The sequence below is a fragment of the Arthrobacter sp. UC242_113 genome, assembly GCF_044054585.1.
Classification (GTDB): domain Bacteria; phylum Actinomycetota; class Actinomycetes; order Actinomycetales; family Micrococcaceae; genus Arthrobacter.
The window spans coordinates 3,849,987-3,870,592 of the sequence record NZ_CP171968.1 but is presented as its reverse complement, the minus strand read 5'-3'; the positions used below and the strand labels follow the sequence as shown (position 1 = coordinate 3,870,592).

Below are 20,606 nucleotides of genomic sequence, written 5' to 3'. Positions count from 1 at the left end.
GAAGCACCATGGATTTCAGCACCAAACGAGTCCTGGTCACGGCCGGCGCCAACGGCATCGGACTGGCTATCGCCACCAAATTCAAAACACTCGGCGCAGCAGTGTTCGTGACCGACATCAACCCGGACGCCGTCGAGAAGGCACGCGTGGAGGGCTTCCACGCCGCCGTCAGCGACGTCTCTGACGAGGCCCAGGTCCAAGAACTCATGTCAACAGTCCGTGACGAACTCGGCGGACTCGACATCCTCGTGAACAACGCCGGAATAGCAGGACCGACAAGCCCCATTCAGACCCTCGACAGTGATGCATGGAAGGCGACGTTCGACGTCAACATCCACGGCCAGTTCTACTGCATTAAACATGCCCTCCCGCTGCTGCGCAGCGCTCCTGAGGCCTCCATCATCAACCTCTCCTCCGCCGCCGGCCGCCTGGGCATGGCCGGACGCAGCGCCTACTCCGCCTCCAAGTGGGCCGTCATCGGACTGACCAAGACCCTCGCCATCGAACTCGGCACCGACGGCATCCGCGTCAACGCCATCTGCCCCGGCGCCGTGAACGGACCCCGAATCGACGCCGTCATCACCGCCAAAGCCGAAATGCTCGGCGAACCGGTCGAGAAGGTCTCGGAGCTCTACCACAACCAGTCGTCGCTGGGCCGGCTGATCGAAGCCGAAGACATCGCCAACATGGCCGCCTTCGCCGCCAGCGACATGGCCCGCAACGTCAACGGCCAGGCACTGGCCGTCGACGGGAACACCGAAAAACTCTACTAAAACGCCCGACGAAGGGATCCTCTCGTGGCAACAGCACGCAAGGTCATCATCACCAGCGCCGTGACCGGCGCCATCCACACGCCCTCCATGTCCAAATACCTTCCGGTCTCATCGGAGGAAATCGCCGACGCCGCGATTGGGGCAGCCGAAGCAGGGGCAGCCATCGTGCACATGCACGCCCGCGATCCGCGCGACGGCCGGCCCTCCCAGAAACCTGAGCACTTCGAACCCATCCTGGACAAGCTCAAGCGGAACACGAACGCGGTCATCAATATCACGACCGGCGGATCGCCCCACATGAGCGTCGAAGAACGCATGCAACCCGCCGCCCTGTTCAAGCCCGAGCTGGCGTCTTTGAACATGGGATCGATGAACTTCGGGCTCTACCCGATGCTGGACCGGTTCAAGGATTTCGCCCACGAATGGGAACGCGAAGGACTGGAACGAAGCCGCGACCTGGTTTTCAAGAACACCTTCCAGGACATCGAAACCATTCTGGAAATCGGCAACGCCAACGGGACACGCTTCGAATTTGAATGCTACGACATCTCCCACCTGAACAACCTCGCGCACTTCCATTCCCGCGGACTGGCCAAAGGACCGTTGTTTGTTCAATCAGTCTTCGGCCTGCTCGGCGGCATCGGCGGCCACCCCGAAGACCTGATGCACATGCGGCGCACGGCTGACCGGCTCCTGGGGCAGGACTATGAATGGTCCATCCTGGGCGCGGGCAAAAACCAGATGCCACTTGCCACCATCGGCGCCGCCATGGGCTCCCACGTCCGAGTCGGGCTCGAAGACTCACTCTGGATCGGACCCGGCAAGCTCGCAAGCTCAAACGCCGAGCAGGTCACCCGCATCCGCACCATCCTGGAAGCGCTCAATTTCGAGATCGCGACCCCCGATGAAGCCCGGCAAATGCTCGGCCTCAAGGGCAAAGACAACGTCGGCTTCTGACCGGAGCAAAAGGACAATCAACGTGGATAAGACATACACCTCCGCCAGCGAAGCCGTCGCCGATATTCCCAACGGAGCATCCCTGGCCGTGGGAGGTTTCGGGCTCTGCGGAATACCGGCAGCGCTCATCACCGCCCTCAGAGAGCAAGGAACAAGCGATCTCGAGCTCATCTCCAACAACTGCGGGGTGGATGACTGGGGCCTCGGTGTGCTGCTCGCCGACCGCCGCGTCCGCAGGGTGGTCGCCTCCTACGTAGGCGAAAACCGCGAGTTCGCCCGCCAATACCTCGCCGGTGAGCTGGAGGTTGAACTCACCCCGCAAGGCACGCTCGCCGAGCGCCTGCGCGCCGGAGGGTCAGGCATCCCGGCGTTCTACACGGCCACCGGGGTCGGCACCCAGGTCGCCGACGGCGGACTGCCCTGGAAATACGCCGGCGACGGCACCGTGGCCATCGCCTCGCCGGCCAAACCCACCGCGGAATTCACTATTGACGGCCGGCCCGGCCAGTACGTGCTTGAACACGCCCTGGCCGCCGACTACGCGCTCGTCAGGGCGGCGAAAGCGGACCGGTACGGCAACCTCAAATTTCACAGCGCCGCCCGCAACTTCAATCCCCTGTGCGCCATGGCCGGAAAGATCACGATCGCCGAAGTTGAAGAACTGGTCGAACCCGGCGAACTGGAACCGGACGAAATCCACCTTCCTGGAGTCTATGTACACCGGGTCGTCGTCCTGTCCCCCGAGGAAACAGCGGCAAAGCGGATAGAAAAACGAACCACGAGCACCGAAACAGAGGGAAACTGATGATCACAGGCAAAGGCTGGAGCCGGGATGAAATGGCCGCCCGGGCCGCCCAGGAACTGCAGGACGGAAGCTACGTCAACCTCGGCATCGGACTTCCGACGCTCGTCCCCAACCACGTCCCCGACGACGTCGAAATCACCCTGCAGTCCGAAAACGGCCTCCTGGGCCTCGGCCCCTACCCCAACGACCAGCAGGTCGACCCGGACCTGATCAACGCGGGAAAAGAGACAGTGACCCTTCGCAAGGGAGCGTCAACCTTTGACTCCGCACTCAGCTTCGGCATGATCCGCGGCGGCAAAATCGACGCCGCCATCCTCGGCGCGATGCAGGTCTCAGCTTCCGGTGACCTGGCCAACTGGGCCATCCCCGGAAAAATGATCAAGGGTATGGGCGGCGCGATGGACCTCGTCCACGGCGCCCGCATGATCATCGTCCTCATGGAACACACCGCCAAAGACGGAAGCCCCAAGATCGTCCGGGAATGCTCCCTGCCGTACACCGGACGGGGAGTGGTCAACAGGATCATCACCGACCTGGCTGTCATGGACGTCGAACCGGGCAAGGGCCTCCTGCTGCGGGAACTGGCACCGGGCGTCACCGTAGAGGACATTCGTGCCGCCACGGAGGCCGACTTCACCGTCGACAGCCACCTGGCCGAACCCGCCATCTGAACAGGAACAAACCACCATGACCCCCGCACCAGACCCGCGCAACAAAACAGTCATCATCGGAGGCGCCCGCACACCGTTCGGCAAATTCCTCGGCTCGTTATCTACCCTGACCGCTGCCGAGCTCGGCGCCGCAGCCATCCGGGCGGCTCTCGACCGCTGCCACATCCCGGCAGACATTGTCGATCACGTCGTCATGGGACAGGTCCTCACCGCCGGAGCAGGACAGATCCCCGCACGGCAAGCAGCCACCCTGGCAGGCCTGGACATGAACGTCCCGGCAACGAACGTGAGCAAGGTCTGCCTCTCGGGCATGGCCGCGATCGCAGATGCCGACCGGCTCATCCGCTCCGGCGACGCGCAGGTGGTCATTGCCGGTGGAATGGAATCCATGTCCCAGGCCCCGCACCTGCTGCCCGCCTCGCGCACAGGCACCCGGTACGGGGACTTCACCGCCGTGGACTCCATGAACCACGACGGGCTCTGGGACTACTTCACCAACCAGTCCATGGGCGCCCTGACCGACAGCGCAAATCAAGGCCCGGAAGCATTCACCCGCCACCAGCAGGACGAATACGCCGCGCGCAGCCACCAGCGGGCCGCCCTTGCACAGAAAAACGGGACCTTCGACCAGGAAATCGTCCCCGTCCAGGTACCGCTGCGCAGGGGTCAGGTGCTCACCGTCACCGCCGACGAATCGGTGCGGACCGACACCACCGCCGAATCTCTGGCCGGACTCCGCCCCGCCTTCGGACCGGACGGCACCATCACAGCTGCCACCGCCTCGCCGATCTCGGATGGAGCCGCCGCCCTGATCCTCATGAGCCGCGACCGGGCTGAAAAACTTGGCCTGCCCTGGCTGGCCGAGATCGGCTCCTATGCATCCGTTGCCGGACCCGACTCAACCCTCCAGCACCAACCGGCGCGGGCCATCGAACAGGCCGCCGCCAAGACAGGACTGACAGCATCCGACTTCGATCTCATCGAAATCAATGAAGCCTTCGCCCTTGTCGCACTCGCCAGCGCCGCGGCCCTCGGCATTCCCGCCGCGAAGATCAACGCCAACGGCGGTGCAATCGCCCTGGGACATCCCATCGGCGCATCCGGGGCCCGCTTGGTCCTGCACACGGCCCTGGAACTGGGCCGCCGCGGAACAGGCCGGGGAGTCGCAGCCCTGTGTGGCGGAGGCGGACAGGGCGACGCCATGGTCCTGTACGCGCCGGACCGAACCGCATGATCCTGGTCGCGCCCGACAGTTTCAAGGGCACCTACACAGCAGCGCAGGTCGCCGCCCACATCGCGAACGGGATACGGTCCGCCGGCGGAACAGCCCGAGAGATGCCCGTCGCGGACGGCGGCGAGGGAACCTTCGACGTCATCTTCCAAGGACTGCAGGCCCAACCGCTCACCGTCAGCACCGTCGGTCCCTGGGGCGACGAAACCACCGCGGTCATCGGTCTGACCCAGGACGGGACAGCCATCGTGGAACTGGCCTCAGCGAGCGGCCTGAACATGCCCACCACACAGATAAGAGATCCCCTGACAGCGAGCACCTATGGCACGGGCGTCCTGATCGCTGAAGCAGTCCGGCACGGAGCCCGACAAATTCTTGTTGCCGCCGGCGGGTCAGCAACCACCGACGGCGGTGCCGGAGCCATCACTGCCATCGAGGAAGCAGGCGGACTTCACGGAGCACAACTGGTCATCCTGTCCGATGTCAGCACCAGATTCTCCGACGCGGCCCAAGTCTTCGGACCCCAAAAAGGAGCCGACCCGGCCACCGTCCAGCTCCTCACACAGCGGCTGGAGCGATTCGCCGAAACCCTTAGACGTGACCCCCGGAACGTCGACCGGGGCGGGGCCGCCGGCGGTTTCGCCGGCGGCATGTGGGCTCAACACGACGCATCTCTGGTCTCCGGCGCGGACTACATTCTCGACCTCCTGGGCGCGGAAGCGCACATCGCCGCCAGTGAAGCCGTCATCGTCGGCGAAGGCCGTCTCGACTCCCAAACCGGCCAAGGCAAAATCATTTCGGCGATACTCGCCCGCAGCCGCGGCGTACCTGTCTACGCGGTGGTGGGGTCAATACACGAAGACCTGGGGAGGTACGCCAGCAACTTCGCCGACATCATCACCGCCACCGACGGGCCAGCGATGACCGCCGCAGGAGCCCAGATCGCAGCCCGGAAACGATGACGACGCACATGGCGCTCCGTTCCTCCCCCCACGCAATAGGACCTCATGCTCTCCAACATCTACGCCCTCGACGGCCGCAAACCCTCAGTCTCCAGCGAAGCATGGGTAGCTCCAACGGCCACAGTCATCGGCTCAGCAACCATAGCGGCCGGCACCGGCATCTTTTACGGCGCCGTCGTGCGGGCCGACATGGAGGTCATCACCATCGGTGCGGGCAGCAACGTCCAAGACAACGCAGTTGTACACGCCGACCCGGGCCACCCGGCACAGATCGGCAAAAATGTCAGCGTCGGACACGGAGCCGTGCTGCACGGCTGCACCATCGGTGACGGTGTTCTCGTCGGCATGAACGCGACCGTGCTGAATGGCGCCGTCATCGGCGCCGGCTCCCTGATTGCAGCTCAAGCGCTCGTCCTGGAGGGCACGTTGATACCCCCAGGCTCACTCGTAGCAGGGGTTCCCGGAAAGGTGCGCCGCCAGCTAACGACCGAGGAAATCGAGCACTGCAGCCAGAACGCAGCCAGCTACACCGAGCTCACCAAGATGTACCACGGTGCGGAAATGCAGGTCCTTGCCTCAAAGACAAACACTGCCCGAGCTTAAACGAAAGACGCCGTGGAACGAACACAAGATTAGGACGCGCTCTGCCGCGAGCTTCGCCGCACCCAGCTTAAACGTCTAAGATGCCGCTGTGACCGATGGAAGCCGAAGCCGCAGTAGAAAGCGCACTGCGACGTCGCGGGTGACCATCGGTGACGTCGCGGCACGCGTGGGCGTTTCCACGGCGTCCGTGTCCTACGCCCTGACCGGTAGCGCTGAGGTGAGTGCAGCGCTACGGGAGCGGGTCCTTCAAGCCGCTCGGGAGCTGGGGTACCGACCGAATAAGGTCGCCCAACAATTGCGCAGGGGAAAGACCGACGCCATCGGCCTGCTGTTGGCCGACATCGCCGACCCGTTTTATGCGGATCTGGCGAGCGGCGTTATCGCGGCCGCATCCCATGAGGACTTTGAGGTATTTGTGTCCCACGTCGGAGTCGATGGTGAACGCCAAACCGATGCGGCCAGCGCGCAGTTGGACCGCAACTCCGCAGGGCTTCTGTTCACCTCCGTTGCCGCTCGTGACCGCGAACTCCTCGAACGTCTGCTCAGTGGAGGCGTTCCCTTCGTGCAACTCCACCGCTTTCTCGAAGGCGTTCCCGCTGATTCAGTCGTGGTCGACAACCTCGGCGCCGCCAGAGAACTCGGTGAATACGTCAGCCGGTCCGGAGACGGCCGGATAGCTGTTCTCGGAGGCCCTGAGGTGTCCAGCGTTTCGCGGGACCGGGTCAAAGGCTTCCGAGAAGGCGCAGTATCCGCCGGAGCCCAGGTCGTGAATTCTGGCGCTGTATGGGGAGCCCTGACACGGGAATCCGGGGCATTGCGCGCCACGAAGTTATTCAAGGCGCACCCGAACGTCGCCGGCATCCTTTGTGGCAACGACCTGATCGCACTCGGCGTCCTTGATGTTTGTCAGAAACTGGGCAAGCGGGTTCCTGATGAGGTGTCTGTGGCCGGTTTCGATGACCTGAGTTTTTCCAGTGCCGGCCTTCTGCAGCTGACTTCGGTTGAAGTTCCGCGCGCGCTGATGGGACGCCGGGGCTTCGAACTGCTGCACCAAAGGATCAGCGGCTGGAACGCGCCCCCAGTCCAGGAAGTACTCCCCCACACGGTGAAGATCAGGGCTACAACACGTAGCCGCTGACAAGCACGACCACCTGCGACCCAAACCGAAGTGCTCCGAAGCCTTACCAAATGCCAAATGCCGTTTGCAGCATAGACCTTGACCTAATCGTTTACGTCAGCCAGCCACCCGCACCGGAACGGACGTCCAATACGGAGGGCCCGCCCGGATATCGGGCGACCCGCCTTTATTCCTGGCCTGGGGCTTCCTACTTCACAACCAAGGGACTGACTGGAGCGCCGGTGCCATTGACAACCATCACGGGTGCCGCAGTGTAAGGAACGTGTATTGCCGGTCCTCGGCGCAGTCTGCAGCGAGTGTGGCGAGGTTGATGATTTCGGCGAAGGTAACTCCCAGATTCCGCATCAGCGCATTGTGCAGTGGTAGCGCGACGCCGGATTCCGGGTGGATCGTGACCTCATTAGCGATGGTGTCCGTGACCAGGTTCGGAATCTCCATCTCTTGGAACCACTCGACCAACTCCCGGCTGTAGGTGAGTCCCGGCTCCTTAAATCCCTCGTAGAACTCCTCCCTGGGCGTCGCGTAGAAGTACTCGAGGCACCCGGTCCGCACTAGGAGGATGTCCCGCGGGCGGATCTCGCAACCCTGGCTCACGGCGGTGTCCATGAGATCTTCGTGAGTGAAGGTCTCGCCTTTGTCGAGCCACTCCTTGCCCCTGTGCCGGGCAACGTCCAAGAGGATTCCCCTTCCGGCGATACCCTTTTCGGCCATGGGCAGGATGCTGGCTTTCTTCATGCCTCCGGTGGTTGATTCGGCGGGGTAGCCGTTATGGATTTCGTCGCCCTACCACAGGTGTCCCAGCGCGTCGTACTGGCTGGAACCCTGAAGGTACATTGTGATCATGTCGTCGGCCAGTTCAAGCCCCCCGGGAAGCTTAGTCCGGTGCCGTTGAGGTAGTGTCCCCGATCCATAGTGTTGACGCGGGCGGCTGGCTTGCGCAGACCTGGGTACGCCGGGTCGCCGTGCGGATGGCCGATCTGCACTTGGAGCGTAAAGGTCTTCCCCGACCTGATTTCCTGGGTGCCTCTCAGTACCTGATTCTCGTCCAGGTAGTTAAGTCCGCCCGCTTCGTCATCCGGGCCCCGCTTTCCCCAGTTTGTTGGCGAGCCCTCCAGCAGTTCGGACATGTGCGGTACAGGTATCTGCGGCATTTCCTTCTCCTACGATTTTTGCGGAGGGGCGCCCTGGAGCAATCCAGGGCCCCCTCCGCAGGGGTGCGATGCGCCGGAGACGCCGAACAGTGGGTCAGTTGGCGGGTTCCTGCTGGGTCACCCGGTCATGCCGGAGCGAAGAACCGGACGTTTCCCGTGCGACGAGGGCGGCGATGAACGTGATCGCAGCGGCAATGGCAAGGTAGATACTCACTCCCAGAGCGTTCTTTTGGTCAACGCTGCCCAACAGGGCAACCGCGATCAGGGGTGCCAGTCCACCGGCAAAAACGGAGGCCAGTTGGTAGCCGAGTGAGGCCCCGCTGTAGCGAACCGAGGTGCCAAAGAGTTCAGAGAAGAAAGCCGCTTGGGGTGCATACATCAGCGTTGTGCAGACAAGGCCCACCACGATTGCCACCATGATCAGCCCGTCATTGCGTGTATCGACCAACGGAAAGAACGCAAAGCCCCAGAGACCGGTGCCCGCTGCGCCAATCAGATACAGAGGCCGGCGGCCAACCTTGTCTGACAAGGCGCCGATCAGGGGAGTAAGTACGAACTGGCAAACGGAGCCGACCAGGACACCGGCGATAGCCGCGTCCTTCCTCATGCCCTGGTATGTCACCATGTAGGTGATGACCACGATCGTAAACACGTAGTAGGCAATGTTCTCGGCCAGCCGCATACCCATGGCGACTGCGACTTCCTTGGGGTATTTACGCAGGACTTCGAGGATCGGGGCCTTTGTTTTTCCTGCCGCCTGCTGCAGTTTCTTGGCTTCGGCAAACACGGGGGATTCTTCAATGCTCATCCGGACCCACAGGCCGGTGAGGACCAGTGCTGCGCTCAACAGGAATGGGACCCGCCAACCCCAGGAATTGAAGTCTGCATCAGACTGCACGGCGGCCAGAATCCAGAGCACGATGGCGGAAAGAAGGTTACCCAACGGAACGCCGGCCTGCACCCAGGAGGACCAGAAGCCGCGGTGGCGGTCATCTCCGTGCTCGGCCGCCATGAGCACGGCTCCACCCCATTCGCCGCCCACGGCGAACCCCTGAAGGAGACGGCAGAAGACCAGCAGCAAAGGAGCGGCAAGGCCCACGGTGCCGTACGTGGGCAGCAGGCCGATCGCGAACGTCGCCGCTCCCATCATCAGCAGGCTGATGACCAGCATCTTCTTACGGCTGACCCTGTCCCCGTAATGGCCGAAGATGATGCCTCCGACGGGGCGGGCGACAAAACCAACGGCGTATGTGCCGAAAGCGAGGAGAACACCTGTCGCCGGTTCGTCACTCGGGAAGAACAGGGGCCCGAAGACGAGCGCAGCAGCTGATCCGTAGAGAAAGAAGTCATACCATTCGATCGCGGTGCCGATCAGGCTGGCGAATACAACCTTGCGTATGGAGTTCTTTGGCCGGGTTCCGGCGGTATTGCCGGATGCCTTCACATGTGAAGAGGACATGGTTTGTTCCTTGGAATAGAGGGACGCCTCGGTATGAGGTCATTTGAGGATTTAGGGAAGGAGGACAACTTTGAGGGCGCCTGCATCAGCTGCGGTCTGCAGTGCGCGCGTGCCCTCAGAGAGCGGAATCGTCGTGATCAGTGTCCGCCACCTTTCCGGGGCAGCTTCGAGTGCAGCCAGCGCGTCACGATAGTCCTGTGCCACTGAGCCGTAGCTTCCGAGCAGCCGGACTTCGTTGCGGGCCAGGACGTTGACGTCAACAGCGGGAAGGGAGGGGAACAGTCCTGCCATCACGATGGTGCCGCCGGGATGAACCGCGGAGATCGCGGTTTTCAACGCCTGCGGTGCACCGGAGGCTTCCAGCCATCCAACGATGTTAGGGGGGAGGGGTTGCCCGGCCAACAGGGTTTCCAGGCCGAGTGTGCGCGCGAGCGGAAGGCGCTGTTCTTCGTCGCGGGGAGCGCCTATCAGCGTCACGCTATGTCCGTGGTCTTTCAGGAGCAGCGCGCACATGAGCCCTATAGGACCGGGTCCGCTGATGACAACTCTGGAGGTCTTGCCCAGGGACTCCTCAAGGCGGGTTACGGCGTGGAAAGCCACTGAAAGCGGCTCGGTGAGTGCAAGAGTTTCAGCGGGAAGGGCGCTGTCAACGGGGACGGCCCGATGGACGGGGATGGAAAACTTCTCACTCGCGCAGCCGTCAAATGAAAGGCCGAGCACGCTGCGGCTGCGGCACAGCTGGCGCGTCCCCGGCGTGCACAGGTCACAGTTTCCGCATCCGTCTATGGCGATGGGAACGACGCGGCGGTTTATCCATTCCTCGGGCACCCCGGGGCCGCATGCGATGACCCTACCGACGGCCTCATGGCCGAGCGTGACCGGGGACTGCACCCATTCGTAGCCGTTGTCCTGTCGCCAGGCATGGACGTCGCTGCCGCAGAGCCCGCACGCCAAGGTCTGCACCAGCAGTTCTCCGGTCGCCAGTTCGGGAACTGGGCGTTGGAGCACGCTGACGTCTTCGGGGGTGGAGCTTGACTTCGTCAGGGCCATGATCGACGGGGCAGGCCGGGGTCGGGAGGCGGTCACCGCGGGGGGCACGGTTACGTTCATCTTCATCTCTTCTCCTTTCAAGATCTGCGCTTTAATCGTCTAGAAAACCTAAACGATTAAGTTAGTTCGATTCTTCGAGCCAGCCCGCCACTTCGGCTGCCCAGTAGGTGAGCATCATGTCCGCACCCGCGCGTTTGATTCCGAGCAGAGACTCCATCACCGCGCCGCGGCGGTCTATCCATCCGTTGGCTGCTGCGGCTTCGATCATCGCGTACTCGCCCGAGATCTGGTACGCGGCGACGGGTACGGGGCTTTCCGCAGCCACGTCGGCCAGAATGTCCAGATAACTCATTGCCGGTTTGACGATCACGATGTCGGCACCTTCCTCGACGGCCAGCTTGACCACCGTCCGGGCTTCACGGCGGTTCCCGGGATCCATCTGGTACGTTTTCCTGTCGCCTGTGAGCTGAGAATCGACAGCCTCCCGGAAGGGGCCATAAAAAGCTGAGGCATATTTCGCCGTGTAGGCCATCACGGCGGTGTTGGGATGTCCTGCGCTCTCCAACGCCTGACGGACGGCAGCGGTGCCGCCGTCCATCATTCCCGATGGCGCAACCACGTGCGCTCCGGCCTCAGCCTGGGCGATGGCCATCCGTCCGTAAATCTCTGTTGTCGCGTCGTTGTCAACATATCCGTTGCCGTCGAGTACACCGCAGTGACCGTGATCGGTGAACTCGTCCAGGCAGAGGTCGCTCATCACCACCAGGTCGTCACCCACTTCAGCCCGGACGTCTCGGATGGCGGCGTTAAGGACACCTTCCGGGTCAACTGCAGCCGAGCCAGCATGATCGCGTTGCGAAGGGATGCCAAAGAGCATAATCCCGCCCAGTTTCTGTTCCGCAGCCTGTGCGGCAGCCCGCTTCAGGGAGTCCGCCGTATGCTGTACGACGCCCGGCATGGAAACGATTGATGTCGGCTCGGTCAGGCCTTCGCGGGTGAACACCGGAAGGATGAGATCTGAGGCCGAAAGCCGATGCTCGGCCACAAGACGCCTCATGGTCTCTGTGGTACGGAGGCGCCGGGGCCGTGTCTGCGGGAACGTCATGCCTATCCTTGTCTCTATGAAATTGGTTCACCCGGCAGCGAATGTTCCGGAGTCACGCGCACAGCATTGGCGCCGTCGGATTTCAGGAACAGCGCCCGGCCGAAGAACGTGCCTTGATTCAGCCAGATGGCGGAACCGTCGGGCATCACGCCGTCCACAATTCCGGCGGCCACGAGTGCACCTTTGCGATAGAGGCGCACGCTATTGTCTGTTTCGAATTCAGCCCAGTTCTCGATGAATTCGTTCATGCGGTGTCCTTTCCGCCGGGGATGATGATCCAGAACAGTTCGTGGAGGGCACTGAAGCGCCCATATTGGGAGGCTAGGGAGGGGGTGCCGAAGCGCCATCGGCGTCGTTCAAGTAGATCTGGTACCGGGCGGCGGGCCTGCGGGCCGGCCTCCTCCGCCCGCAGCCCCAGGACCGGTCCGCTACTTGTAGTCGTTCTTATGCAGGAAGGACCGAACGGCTTCGTTGTACTCGTATGGGTTCTCGATCATCGGGTAGTGTCCGGTGCCGGCGAGCACCGCGATTTCGCTCCCTTGAATGTGCGATTGCGTGGAATTGACCTGATCGGGGTAGACCAGCCAGTCGGCGTCACCGGCCAGAAGGAGAACCGGCGCCGTGACCTTATGCATTGGGTCCCGGACGTCGAACCCCGCATAACCGGTAAGGTCTGCAGCGGCGACTTTGGCAGTATTGCGCTGGATTTGCCACACAACTTCCTCTGCCCGGTCTGCCGGCGTCCGATCACCGGTAAGGGATTGGGACCAGCATTCGAGGATCTGCTGCCCGTCAACTTTGAGCATGTCCAGGAAGAACTCGGACACCGTAGGGGTGTAGTCGGCGCCTTCGGAAGATATGACAGCGGAGTAACCGTCGGGCCGGCGCGCAGCCAGTTCGAGAACCATATTTCCGGCCATGGAACAGCCCACAATGGCGGGTTTGTCCAAGCCCAGGGCGTCAATGAGCGCTTCATTGAACTCCGCGTGACGGGTAAGGCTTTCGAAGGGGCCGCCTTCCGGGACCAGGGTCTTGCAGTGGCCCGGTGCGTCCACGGCAATGACGCGGTATTCATCGGAAAGGCCGTCAAGCACATGGCGGTACATCAGGCTGTCCTGGCTCGCGGCGTGGAAGCAGATGATTGGGCGGCCTTCGCCGGCCTCCTCATAGTAGGTGCGGATGCCGTTGACATCGATGTATCGCCCGATGATTTCCTTGCCGGACGGACGCGGTGCCGGAGACGGCTCCGGACGGGCGGAAGCTTCCTCGCGCACCCGCTTCATGGCCTCCAACAGTAGCCACATGACCTTGATGTTCCTCATGGCGAGCACAGTGTCACCCCCGAGGGTGATTTCTCCAAGCCCCGGCGAGGTTCCTCTGTACCAGTCCGTTTGACCGTTTACAACACGATCCCATTCGGCACGGGGAGCGCTGAGGAGGATGTCAGCACCTCTGGCCGAGGGTTCGTCCGTCACGCTTACGACCTTGCCGCCGCGTACATCGAGGGAGACAGCACCACTTTCGTGGCGGAATTCAATACGGGCTTGGAACCACCTAGCGGCTTCTGACCACCGCGCATCGGTGTTCAGCTCCTCAGCCAGCAGCTCCCACCATTTTCCGGAAAGCGTTTCAGTCATCATGTCTCCATTGACCCGTCGGATGTTTCAGTTCTTGTGTTTCGCGTCTGCCTCTTCGAATCACCTGGCTGGGACCGAAGGGTACGCGAGTGCAACCCCAAGGATGAGTGTTGCCCGTCACAAACCATACCGTTTGGATACGATCGAAGCAACCCGACGGCTCCTATTCGCTCATTTTAGGGGCTCACTTCAGAGCTATTGCCAATTTCGTATCCAAAGTTCTAGCATTGTGAGGAGAAGCACCGCATCTTGCTTGGGTGGCTACTCCGTTTCATTGGGGAGACGGGGGCTGCGTACCCTCAGCCGCTTCACCGGATAGGACCCGCATCTCACGGCCAGATGGCCGCCCGCGTGCATAAATCAAAGAGGCAATGATGACTCACTTGCTTACGCCACCCGTTTGGTGCGCTAAGCCTGCCCGAGCCCCGCAGCTCCGTCGATGTGCGCACGTGTCCCCTCCTTTACGGGCCCCAGTTTCATCTGACGGCTTCGTTCTCTCCGACACCTGCTTGATTTCCTGAAAGAGGCTTACCGATGTCCAGTTCTTCGCCACCTCGCGTTGCTCCGCAGCGGACGTATAAAGGAATTCCCAGCTACACCCTTTATGCCCTCGTATTTCTCTGGTTGGTCTACGCCCTGAATGCCAGCACCCGCCAGCTCTTGTTTTTCGTTCTTCCGTCGATCGTCACGGAGTACCACCTCACTCCGGAGATGACCGGTATCGTGTCGGCAATCGTGACGGTTTCCGCGTCGTTGCTGGCACTCCCCCTAGGTCCCTGGTTCGACAAGGGGGGTCACGGGTGGGCGCGCAAGTACCGGAATGCTGTCATGGCGGTCGGCTACTTCATCTTCACGATCCTCGGCGGAATAGCCGCTGTGACATCGTCGATCTGGGCCTTCGTTACCCTGCAGAGCGTCAAGAACGCTTTTGGTGGTGCCGGGGAAGCCATTGAAGTCTCCAGCATGTCTGAATCAGCTCCTGTGGAGAAGCGTGGACTGTTCCTTGGACTCCAGCACACCGCATACCCGTGGGGAACACTGATCACCTCCGTCGCGGTCGGTGGCATCCTGACCTGGGTGGGGACAGAGAACTGGCGCGATACGTTCCTGATCATTCCGCTCTCAATGGTGCCGATCTGGATTGGCTATTGGTTGTTCGCTACCAAGAAGCGCTACGACCGGTTCGAGGAAGATGTCGTAGCAGCCGGCTACACGGCGCCCCTCCGTGACGGCGACGAGCCGCACCAGCCGGCAGCACCCGGCGCATTGGGGCGTGCCCTGCGAAATCCGAATGTCATCGTGCCTTCGGTTGCTGCCCTTCTTGGCATCGCCGTTTACACGGGTGTCAGCTTCTGGCTCCCGCAATACATCGCCTTCGTCGGCAATTACAGCTTTGCCGAGGCAGCTGCCTATTCCGCGGTCTTCACCATTACCGGCGGTGTGGGGCAGATTCTGTGGGGTCATGTCTCTGACATTTTCGGGCGGAAGTTCACCTCGATCCTTACCTTTGTTTGGCTCGGGGCCGGCATCTTCATGCTGCAGTATGCGTCCCAGGGCCTCATCTGGCTCGTAGGCCTTCAACTGTTCCTGGGCATGGCAACCAACGGAATTTTCCCCGTGCTCTACGGTTTCGTCGCTGATGCCGCCGAAAGGGGTGGCATGGGTACTGCCAACTCGATTCTGCTGACCACAATGTACTTGGGCGGTGCTTCCCCGCTTGCCCTGGGTTTCCTGATCGGAGCTGGTGGCGGATTCAGTTCCGCTGCAGGATACAACTGGAGCCTTTACGTGATGGGTGGGGCATGCATTTTCGCCGCTGTTCTCCTGGCCCTGTTTACCCGCGAAACCGTGGGCAGATTCAAAGCCAAAGACCGGGCACTCGTTTCTCCCAAAAGCTGCAACCAGGCCCCGGCAAATACCCTCGCCTGACGGACGTTCCGCAGGTGATTGCATAAGACATCATCAAGAGCACTGAACTATTAGGAGTTAGATAATCATGGCCAGGATCCAAGAAGTTGTGCAGGTGCGTGACACGCACCTCTTTGTCGATGACACCGGGGAAGCTGATTTGCCCGTCATCCTATGCCTGCATTCGCTGTTTCTCGATTCCCGCATGTTCGATGGTCTGGTTGAAGCGGCTGCAGGGAAATATCGCATCATTCGTCCGGAATTCCGCGGACAGGGAAGGAGTGACCTTGACGACGCGGACGTCATCACCATGGACGAAAACGCCGAGGACATCCTGGCCTTGATCGACACAATGGGGCTGACGGATATCCACCTCGTCGTTCAGTCAATGGGCGGAGATGTTGGCGTGCGGGTCGCCGCGCGCCGGCCCGAGCTGTTCCGCAAAATGGTCATGGCCGGTTCCTCCGCACGCGGTGAGACGCACAAGGAATACGTCGACTGGACCGAGCGCGCCAGCGTCCACGGTTTCGTTGGAGAAGTCCTGGAAGAGACGATGGGAATCATGTTTGGAGCCACCTGCCTCGCGGATCCTGACCGGACAGCTATGGTGTCGCTTTGGCGGGACAGAATCAACGCGGTGCCGCGACGACTGCGGCCTGCAATGATGGGCGTTATGACGAGGGAGAGCGCCCTGGACCTCCTCCCAAAGATCGACTTTCCCGTGCTCATATTTTCAGGAACTGAGGACAACGCGCGCCCGCCGGCCTGGGCACAGGAAGTGGCAGACGGACTTCCCCACAGTGAACTCGTCATTTTCGACAGGGTGGGGCACAGCCCCACCCTCGAAATCCCAGAGATCGTGTACCCCAGGCTGCTGGAATTCTTCCAGTCCTAAACCGCCACCTTCTGCAACTACTGCCGGCCCGGCGGCCTCACGACACTGCGCCGGGCCGACGGAGTTCTTGGACCGTGAACCCTCAGGCAAGCGGACAAGAGCTTCGGAAAGGGGAAGCCGACTCATGGAAACAACTCGCACGGCCGGGAGGACCGGGCGGAACATCGCCGAGCAGCTACGCGAGGATATACTCCAAGGCTTCCTCTCCCCAGGTGAGCGCATCGGGCAGGCAATGCTGGCCGAACGCTTCGAGTCCAGCAGGATACCCGTCAGGGAAGGGTTGAAGATCCTGGAGGCGGAAGGGCTCGTCACCATCGTGCCCAACAGCGGCGCCTGGGTTTCGAGACTGGACGCCTTTGAGTTCGACCAGATCTACAAGTTGCGTGAACAGGTGGAAAGCCTGGCTCTCCGCGAAAGCATTGATCGGCTGTCCACATCACAGATTTATCGGCTCCAAAGGCTCGCCGACGACATCACGAAGGCACCCGACGCCGAGACCTTCATGCGCCTTGACCAGGATTTTCACCTGTCGACGTACGCGGGGGCCTCGTTCCCGCTATTGCACGACATAGTCCACCGGTGCTGGAACTCCACTGTGCATTATCGACGCATTTTCGCGCGGGAACTCCAGTTCGAACAGCAGTGGGCAACCGACGCTGAACACCACCTCATCGTGGACAGCATCGTGAGGAAAGACGACGAAACCGCGGGACACCTCATCCGCGCACACATCAGGAGAACGCGCTTGAAGTTGGCAGCCCGCCCAGACATCTTTCAGCGAAGCCCGGACCACGACGGCTAAACAGGGCTCGTGGTGGACGTTATCCGCGCACCCGGGCAACGCCCCGCCGTGTTCCCGCTTGCAACGCAGACCTAAATAGAAAAGGAAGAAACAATGAAGTTACCGTCCCCCACTCCCCCGCTGATTGCAGCTTGTGCCAGGGGAGGCAACTGCCTTGCCGCGGGAGATCCGGTGCTTTCCCGATGACGCAGACCACCACTGATATAGAGCCGACCCCAGGGCCCGCCGGGATCGGGATCAAGTCGGCAGGGCACGTCATTGTTGACTCACTCGTTGCACACGGAGTTCAGCGCGCCCATGTCGTCCCGGGCGAAAGCTTCCTCGACGTCCTGGACGGCCTACACGACTCAACCATTGAGACGATCGTGTGCCGACATGAGGGTGGGGCTACCTATATGGCCGAAGCCGACGGCAAGATGAACCAACTTCCAGGCATCGCCATGGTCACCCGCGGGCCCGGGGCGGCGAACGCCCACGTCGGCCTGCACACGGCGTGGCAGGACTCGACGCCCATGGTGCTGTTCGTTGGACTGATTCCCTTCGCACACCGTGACCGCGAAGCCTTTCAGGAATTCGATATCAAAGCCTGGTTCGATACCGGAGCCAAGCGTGTCATGGTCCTGGACCACGCGGAGCGTGCCTCCGAAATCGTCGCAGAGGCCATGTTCGCCGCAATGAGTGGACGGCCCGGACCGGTCGTCATCGGTCTGCCCGAGGATGTCATCCGCCAGCAGATACCTGCCGAACTGCATCCGCCTATTCCGGTGGCCACCGGTGGAATGACCACGGTGGACTCGGCTGCACTGGCCCAAGCCCTCTCCGCCTCCAGTAAGCCCTTGTTTGTTACCGGCGGAAACGACTGGACCCAGGACGGCGCCAGCCAGCTGACCGGCTGGCTGGAAAAACACCATATTCCCGCCGCGGCAGAATGGCGCACCGAAGGTACTGTCCCCTTTGACTCCCCCTCTTACGTCGGTCCGATCGGTTACGGCCGGCCCCGGCCCACCTATGACCTGCTGGAAGAAACTGATCTGCTGGTCTTCGTCGGCACTGTCCCCGGTGACGTCATCACCGACGGGTTCTTGTGCCGTCAGGATTGGAAGAAAAAGAACTTCCTGGTGACTATTGACCCTTCCCTCCGCGGCCGCTCCGGCCCGGTCTCCTACCAGATTGTGGCCAAACCCGACGTCTTCGTCCGGGACCTCATCAGGATCGACCTCCCTGTCAGGGACGAATGGAGAAACTGGACAGCAAAGATGCGCAGGGAGCAGGAGGATTTCGCCGCCCTCCCGCCTGCCACGCCGTCGGCCGGACAAGCACGAATGGATACGCTGATGGCCAACCTCGTACCCACACTGCCCGCCGACGCCATCGTGACGCTGGGCGCAGGGGAGCACACCAACTGGGCACACCGCTACTTCCCCACCCAGCGCTACGCTTCTATGCTCAGCGCCCGCAACGGCTCCATGGGCTATTCGGTTCCGTCCGCCGTCGCAGCTTCGCTGGCCTACCCCGGCAGGCGCGTGGTGACGATTGCCGGGGACGGGGAATTCCTCATGAACGGCCAGGAACTCGCCACCGCCGCACAGTACGGGGCCACTCCCCTGGTGGTCGTGATGGACAACCAGGAATACGGCACCATCCGCACCCATCAGGAACGGCATTACCCTGACCGGGTCTCCGGCACCCAGCTCAAAAACCCTGAATTTGCCCTGATGGCGCAGGCGTTCGGGGGCTTCGGTATCAAAGTCGAACACGACGGCGACATTCCCGCCGCTATCGAGGCAGCTCTCACAGCCATCGACGAAGACCGCCGGTTCGCGCTCATCCACCTTGTGGTCGAACAACGAATAAAAGCCTACTAATGCTTCCGGTAGCACCACCAAAAAACCAGTCGCCTCATCGAATGGAAAAAGAATGTCTGTTCCCGCATTGAAAGAACTAGAACTCCTGGACTCTGTTCCTACGGGCCTCCTCATAAACGGGCAATGGCGGCCAGCCATCTCCACCGGAACCTTCGACGTCGAGGACCCTGCAACAGGCAAAGTTCTGATGAGTATTGCCGACGCCGGCGCTGAAGACGGCGCCGCAGCCCTGGACGCTGCTGCCGCGGCGCAGGAGTCCTGGATGAAGGTTCCTCCCCGGGAACGGGGCGAAATACTCCGTCGCGCCTTTGAACTGGTGACGGAGCGTAGCGAGGACTTCGCACTGCTGATGACAATGGAGATGGGCAAGCCACTGGCTGAAGCCCGCGGAGAGGTAACTTACGCCGCGGAATTCCTGCGCTGGTTCTCCGAGGAAGCCGTGCGGGCGTTCGGACGCTACTCAATCTCCCCGGATGGGAAGTCCCGGCTGCTGGTGACCAAGAAGCCCGTGGGCCCCTGCCTGCTCATCACTCCATGGAATTTCCCGCTGGCCATGGCCACCCGGAAGATCGCCCCAGCTGTTGCGGCGGGCTGCACCATGATCCTCAAACCGGCCAGACTCACACCGCTAACCTCGCAACTGTTCGCGTCCGTCATGCAGGAAGCCGGCCTGCCCGCCGGTGTCCTGAACGTCATCGCTTCAACCAGCGCCGGCGCCACTACCGGGCCGCTGATCAAGGACGCCAGACTCCGTAAGCTGTCCTTTACAGGTTCCACCGAGGTGGGCCGCCGCCTGCTCGCTGATGCATCCGAAACCGTCCTGCGCACGTCGATGGAACTGGGCGGCAACGCCCCGTTTGTGGTCTTCCAGGACGCCGACCTCGATGCCGCCGTCGCCGGCGCCATGCTGGCCAAGCTGCGGAACATGGGAGAAGCCTGTACCGCCGCCAACCGGTTCATCGTGCACGTGTCCGTCGCTGACGAATTCGCTGCCAAGTTCGCCGCGAGGATGAAGGAAATGACCACCGCCCGCGGCACCGAAGCGGAGTCAAAGGTGGGACCGCTGATTGACGCCACGAGCCGGGATAAAGTTCATCAACTCGTTACCGACGCCATAGCCGAGGGAGCCACGGCAGTAGTGGGCGGGAACGCCGTGGACGGGCCAGGCTACTTCTACCAGCCCACCATCCTCAGCGGCGTGACAGAAGGGGCACGTATTCTGTCCGAGGAAATTTTCGGGCCCGTCGCACCGATCATCACCTTCAACAGCGAAGACGAAGCCGTCCGTCTGGCCAACAACAGTGAATACGGGCTCGTCGCCTACGTCTTCACCAGCGACCTCAACCGCGGCATCCGGATGGGCGAACGACTCGAAACAGGGATGCTCGGACTGAATGCCGGTGTCATCTCCAACGCCGCCGCCCCCTTCGGCGGCGTCAAGCAGTCCGGCTTGGGCCGTGAAGGCGGCCTCGAAGGCATCGAGGAGTACCTCTACACTCAGTACATCGGCATCGCCGACCCCTATGCCCGCTAGCGAAAACCGCCGGCACATCCGTCGGACCGTCGGACGTCTGGTGGGCATTCAGTGACAGCC

General features: G+C 62.0%; 19 protein-coding genes. 13 read left to right on the top strand and 6 right to left on the bottom strand.

Going from position 1 to position 20,606, the window contains the following annotated elements:
- Window positions 1–8: 8 nt before the first annotated feature.
- From ACHMXB_RS17625 to ACHMXB_RS17590, 8 genes are all read left to right on the top strand, one after another.
- The gene (locus ACHMXB_RS17625; RefSeq protein WP_395400453.1) at window positions 9–773 is read left to right on the top strand and encodes an SDR family oxidoreductase; all 765 of its coding nucleotides are present in this window, start codon (window positions 9–11) and stop codon (window positions 771–773) included.
- A 24-nt stretch (window positions 774–797) separates the two neighbouring features.
- On the top strand, window positions 798–1,730 hold the full coding sequence (locus ACHMXB_RS17620; protein WP_395400451.1) for a 3-keto-5-aminohexanoate cleavage protein: 933 nt from the start codon (window positions 798–800) through the stop codon (window positions 1,728–1,730).
- A 22-nt stretch (window positions 1,731–1,752) separates the two neighbouring features.
- Window positions 1,753–2,535 carry a CoA transferase subunit A gene (locus tag ACHMXB_RS17615; RefSeq protein ID WP_395400449.1) on the top strand — a complete coding sequence of 261 codons (783 nt, stop codon included), beginning with the start codon at window positions 1,753–1,755 and terminating at the stop codon, window positions 2,533–2,535.
- Complete coding sequence (locus ACHMXB_RS17610) at window positions 2,535–3,206, top strand: CoA transferase subunit B (RefSeq protein ID WP_395400447.1); 672 nt, start codon at window positions 2,535–2,537, stop codon at window positions 3,204–3,206. Before ACHMXB_RS17615 ends, ACHMXB_RS17610 begins: the two co-directional genes overlap by 1 nt.
- Before the next feature lie 16 nt (window positions 3,207–3,222).
- Window positions 3,223–4,440, top strand: coding sequence for an acetyl-CoA C-acetyltransferase (locus ACHMXB_RS17605; protein WP_395400445.1), 1,218 nt, complete (start codon window positions 3,223–3,225; stop codon window positions 4,438–4,440).
- Window positions 4,437–5,399, top strand: coding sequence for a glycerate kinase (locus tag ACHMXB_RS17600; RefSeq protein ID WP_395400443.1), 963 nt, complete (start codon window positions 4,437–4,439; stop codon window positions 5,397–5,399). The genes ACHMXB_RS17605 and ACHMXB_RS17600 overlap by 4 nt, the downstream gene beginning before the upstream one ends.
- A 45-nt stretch (window positions 5,400–5,444) precedes the next feature.
- The gene (locus ACHMXB_RS17595; protein ID WP_395400441.1) at window positions 5,445–6,002 is read left to right on the top strand and encodes a gamma carbonic anhydrase family protein; all 558 of its coding nucleotides are present in this window, start codon (window positions 5,445–5,447) and stop codon (window positions 6,000–6,002) included.
- 88 nt (window positions 6,003–6,090) lie between these two features.
- Window positions 6,091–7,140, top strand: a complete 1,050-nt coding sequence (locus ACHMXB_RS17590) for a LacI family DNA-binding transcriptional regulator (RefSeq protein ID WP_395400439.1) — start codon at window positions 6,091–6,093, stop codon at window positions 7,138–7,140.
- Window positions 7,141–7,377: 237 nt separating this feature from the next.
- On the opposite strand, the gene ACHMXB_RS17585 is transcribed toward ACHMXB_RS17590, so the two are convergent.
- The 6 genes from ACHMXB_RS17585 to ACHMXB_RS17560 all read right to left on the bottom strand — a co-directional run bounded on the left by ACHMXB_RS17585 (window position 7,378) and on the right by ACHMXB_RS17560 (window position 13,542).
- Window positions 7,378–7,875, bottom strand: a complete 498-nt coding sequence (locus ACHMXB_RS17585) for a cyclase family protein (RefSeq protein ID WP_395400437.1) — start codon at window positions 7,873–7,875, stop codon at window positions 7,378–7,380.
- Between the two features lie 510 nt (window positions 7,876–8,385).
- Window positions 8,386–9,750, bottom strand: coding sequence for an MFS transporter (locus tag ACHMXB_RS17580; RefSeq protein ID WP_395400435.1), 1,365 nt, complete (start codon window positions 9,748–9,750; stop codon window positions 8,386–8,388).
- Between the two features lie 51 nt (window positions 9,751–9,801).
- Window positions 9,802–10,866 (bottom strand): zinc-binding dehydrogenase, encoded by a 1,065-nt coding sequence (locus tag ACHMXB_RS17575; RefSeq protein ID WP_395400433.1) that lies wholly within the window; start codon window positions 10,864–10,866, stop codon window positions 9,802–9,804.
- Window positions 10,867–10,921: 55 nt separating this feature from the next.
- Entirely contained in the window at window positions 10,922–11,905 is a 984-nt protein-coding gene (gene hemB, locus ACHMXB_RS17570; RefSeq protein ID WP_395400431.1) for a porphobilinogen synthase, read from the bottom strand.
- A gap of 14 nt (window positions 11,906–11,919) precedes the next feature.
- Window positions 11,920–12,153 carry a hypothetical protein gene (locus ACHMXB_RS17565; RefSeq protein WP_395400429.1) on the bottom strand — a complete coding sequence of 78 codons (234 nt, stop codon included), beginning with the start codon at window positions 12,151–12,153 and terminating at the stop codon, window positions 11,920–11,922.
- Between the two features lie 180 nt (window positions 12,154–12,333).
- Window positions 12,334–13,542: an alpha/beta fold hydrolase gene (locus tag ACHMXB_RS17560; protein ID WP_395400427.1), complete on the bottom strand. Its 1,209-nt coding sequence runs from the start codon at window positions 13,540–13,542 to the stop codon at window positions 12,334–12,336.
- A 534-nt stretch (window positions 13,543–14,076) separates the two neighbouring features.
- Between ACHMXB_RS17560 and ACHMXB_RS17555 the strand changes: the two genes are divergently transcribed.
- From ACHMXB_RS17555 to ACHMXB_RS17535, 5 genes are all read left to right on the top strand, one after another.
- Window positions 14,077–15,471, top strand: a complete 1,395-nt coding sequence (locus ACHMXB_RS17555; RefSeq protein WP_395400425.1) for a nitrate/nitrite transporter — start codon at window positions 14,077–14,079, stop codon at window positions 15,469–15,471.
- A 67-nt stretch (window positions 15,472–15,538) separates the two neighbouring features.
- Window positions 15,539–16,345, top strand: a complete 807-nt coding sequence (locus ACHMXB_RS17550) for an alpha/beta fold hydrolase (protein WP_395400423.1) — start codon at window positions 15,539–15,541, stop codon at window positions 16,343–16,345.
- Between the two features lie 124 nt (window positions 16,346–16,469).
- Window positions 16,470–17,147 carry a GntR family transcriptional regulator gene (locus ACHMXB_RS17545; RefSeq protein WP_395400421.1) on the top strand — a complete coding sequence of 226 codons (678 nt, stop codon included), beginning with the start codon at window positions 16,470–16,472 and terminating at the stop codon, window positions 17,145–17,147.
- 182 nt (window positions 17,148–17,329) lie between these two features.
- Window positions 17,330–19,012, top strand: a complete 1,683-nt coding sequence (locus ACHMXB_RS17540) for a thiamine pyrophosphate-dependent enzyme (RefSeq protein WP_395400419.1) — start codon at window positions 17,330–17,332, stop codon at window positions 19,010–19,012.
- A 52-nt stretch (window positions 19,013–19,064) separates the two neighbouring features.
- Window positions 19,065–20,546, top strand: coding sequence for an NAD-dependent succinate-semialdehyde dehydrogenase (locus ACHMXB_RS17535; RefSeq protein ID WP_395400417.1), 1,482 nt, complete (start codon window positions 19,065–19,067; stop codon window positions 20,544–20,546).
- Window positions 20,547–20,606: the final 60 nt, after the last annotated feature.

Excerpts from the sequence above, each read along its gene's own strand:
- ACHMXB_RS17560 (WP_395400427.1), bottom strand. The coding sequence starts at position 13,542 with ATGACTGAAACGCTTTCCGGAAAATGGTGGGAGCTGCTGGCTGAGGAG.
- hemB (WP_395400431.1), bottom strand. The coding sequence starts at position 11,905 with ATGACGTTCCCGCAGACACGGCCCCGGCGCCTCCGTACCACAGAGACC.
- ACHMXB_RS17535 (WP_395400417.1), top strand. The coding sequence starts at position 19,065 with ATGTCTGTTCCCGCATTGAAAGAACTAGAACTCCTGGACTCTGTTCCT.
- ACHMXB_RS17580 (WP_395400435.1), bottom strand. The coding sequence starts at position 9,750 with ATGTCCTCTTCACATGTGAAGGCATCCGGCAATACCGCCGGAACCCGG.
- ACHMXB_RS17550 (WP_395400423.1), top strand. The coding sequence starts at position 15,539 with ATGGCCAGGATCCAAGAAGTTGTGCAGGTGCGTGACACGCACCTCTTT.
- ACHMXB_RS17610 (WP_395400447.1), top strand. The coding sequence starts at position 2,535 with ATGATCACAGGCAAAGGCTGGAGCCGGGATGAAATGGCCGCCCGGGCC.
- ACHMXB_RS17575 (WP_395400433.1), bottom strand. The coding sequence starts at position 10,866 with ATGAAGATGAACGTAACCGTGCCCCCCGCGGTGACCGCCTCCCGACCC.
- ACHMXB_RS17625 (WP_395400453.1), top strand. The coding sequence starts at position 9 with ATGGATTTCAGCACCAAACGAGTCCTGGTCACGGCCGGCGCCAACGGC.
- ACHMXB_RS17585 (WP_395400437.1), bottom strand. The coding sequence starts at position 7,875 with ATGAAGAAAGCCAGCATCCTGCCCATGGCCGAAAAGGGTATCGCCGGA.
- ACHMXB_RS17600 (WP_395400443.1), top strand. The coding sequence starts at position 4,437 with ATGATCCTGGTCGCGCCCGACAGTTTCAAGGGCACCTACACAGCAGCG.
- ACHMXB_RS17540 (WP_395400419.1), top strand. The coding sequence starts at position 17,330 with ATGACGCAGACCACCACTGATATAGAGCCGACCCCAGGGCCCGCCGGG.
- ACHMXB_RS17555 (WP_395400425.1), top strand. The coding sequence starts at position 14,077 with ATGTCCAGTTCTTCGCCACCTCGCGTTGCTCCGCAGCGGACGTATAAA.
- ACHMXB_RS17605 (WP_395400445.1), top strand. The coding sequence starts at position 3,223 with ATGACCCCCGCACCAGACCCGCGCAACAAAACAGTCATCATCGGAGGC.
- ACHMXB_RS17545 (WP_395400421.1), top strand. The coding sequence starts at position 16,470 with ATGGAAACAACTCGCACGGCCGGGAGGACCGGGCGGAACATCGCCGAG.
- ACHMXB_RS17565 (WP_395400429.1), bottom strand. The coding sequence starts at position 12,153 with ATGAACGAATTCATCGAGAACTGGGCTGAATTCGAAACAGACAATAGC.
- ACHMXB_RS17595 (WP_395400441.1), top strand. The coding sequence starts at position 5,445 with ATGCTCTCCAACATCTACGCCCTCGACGGCCGCAAACCCTCAGTCTCC.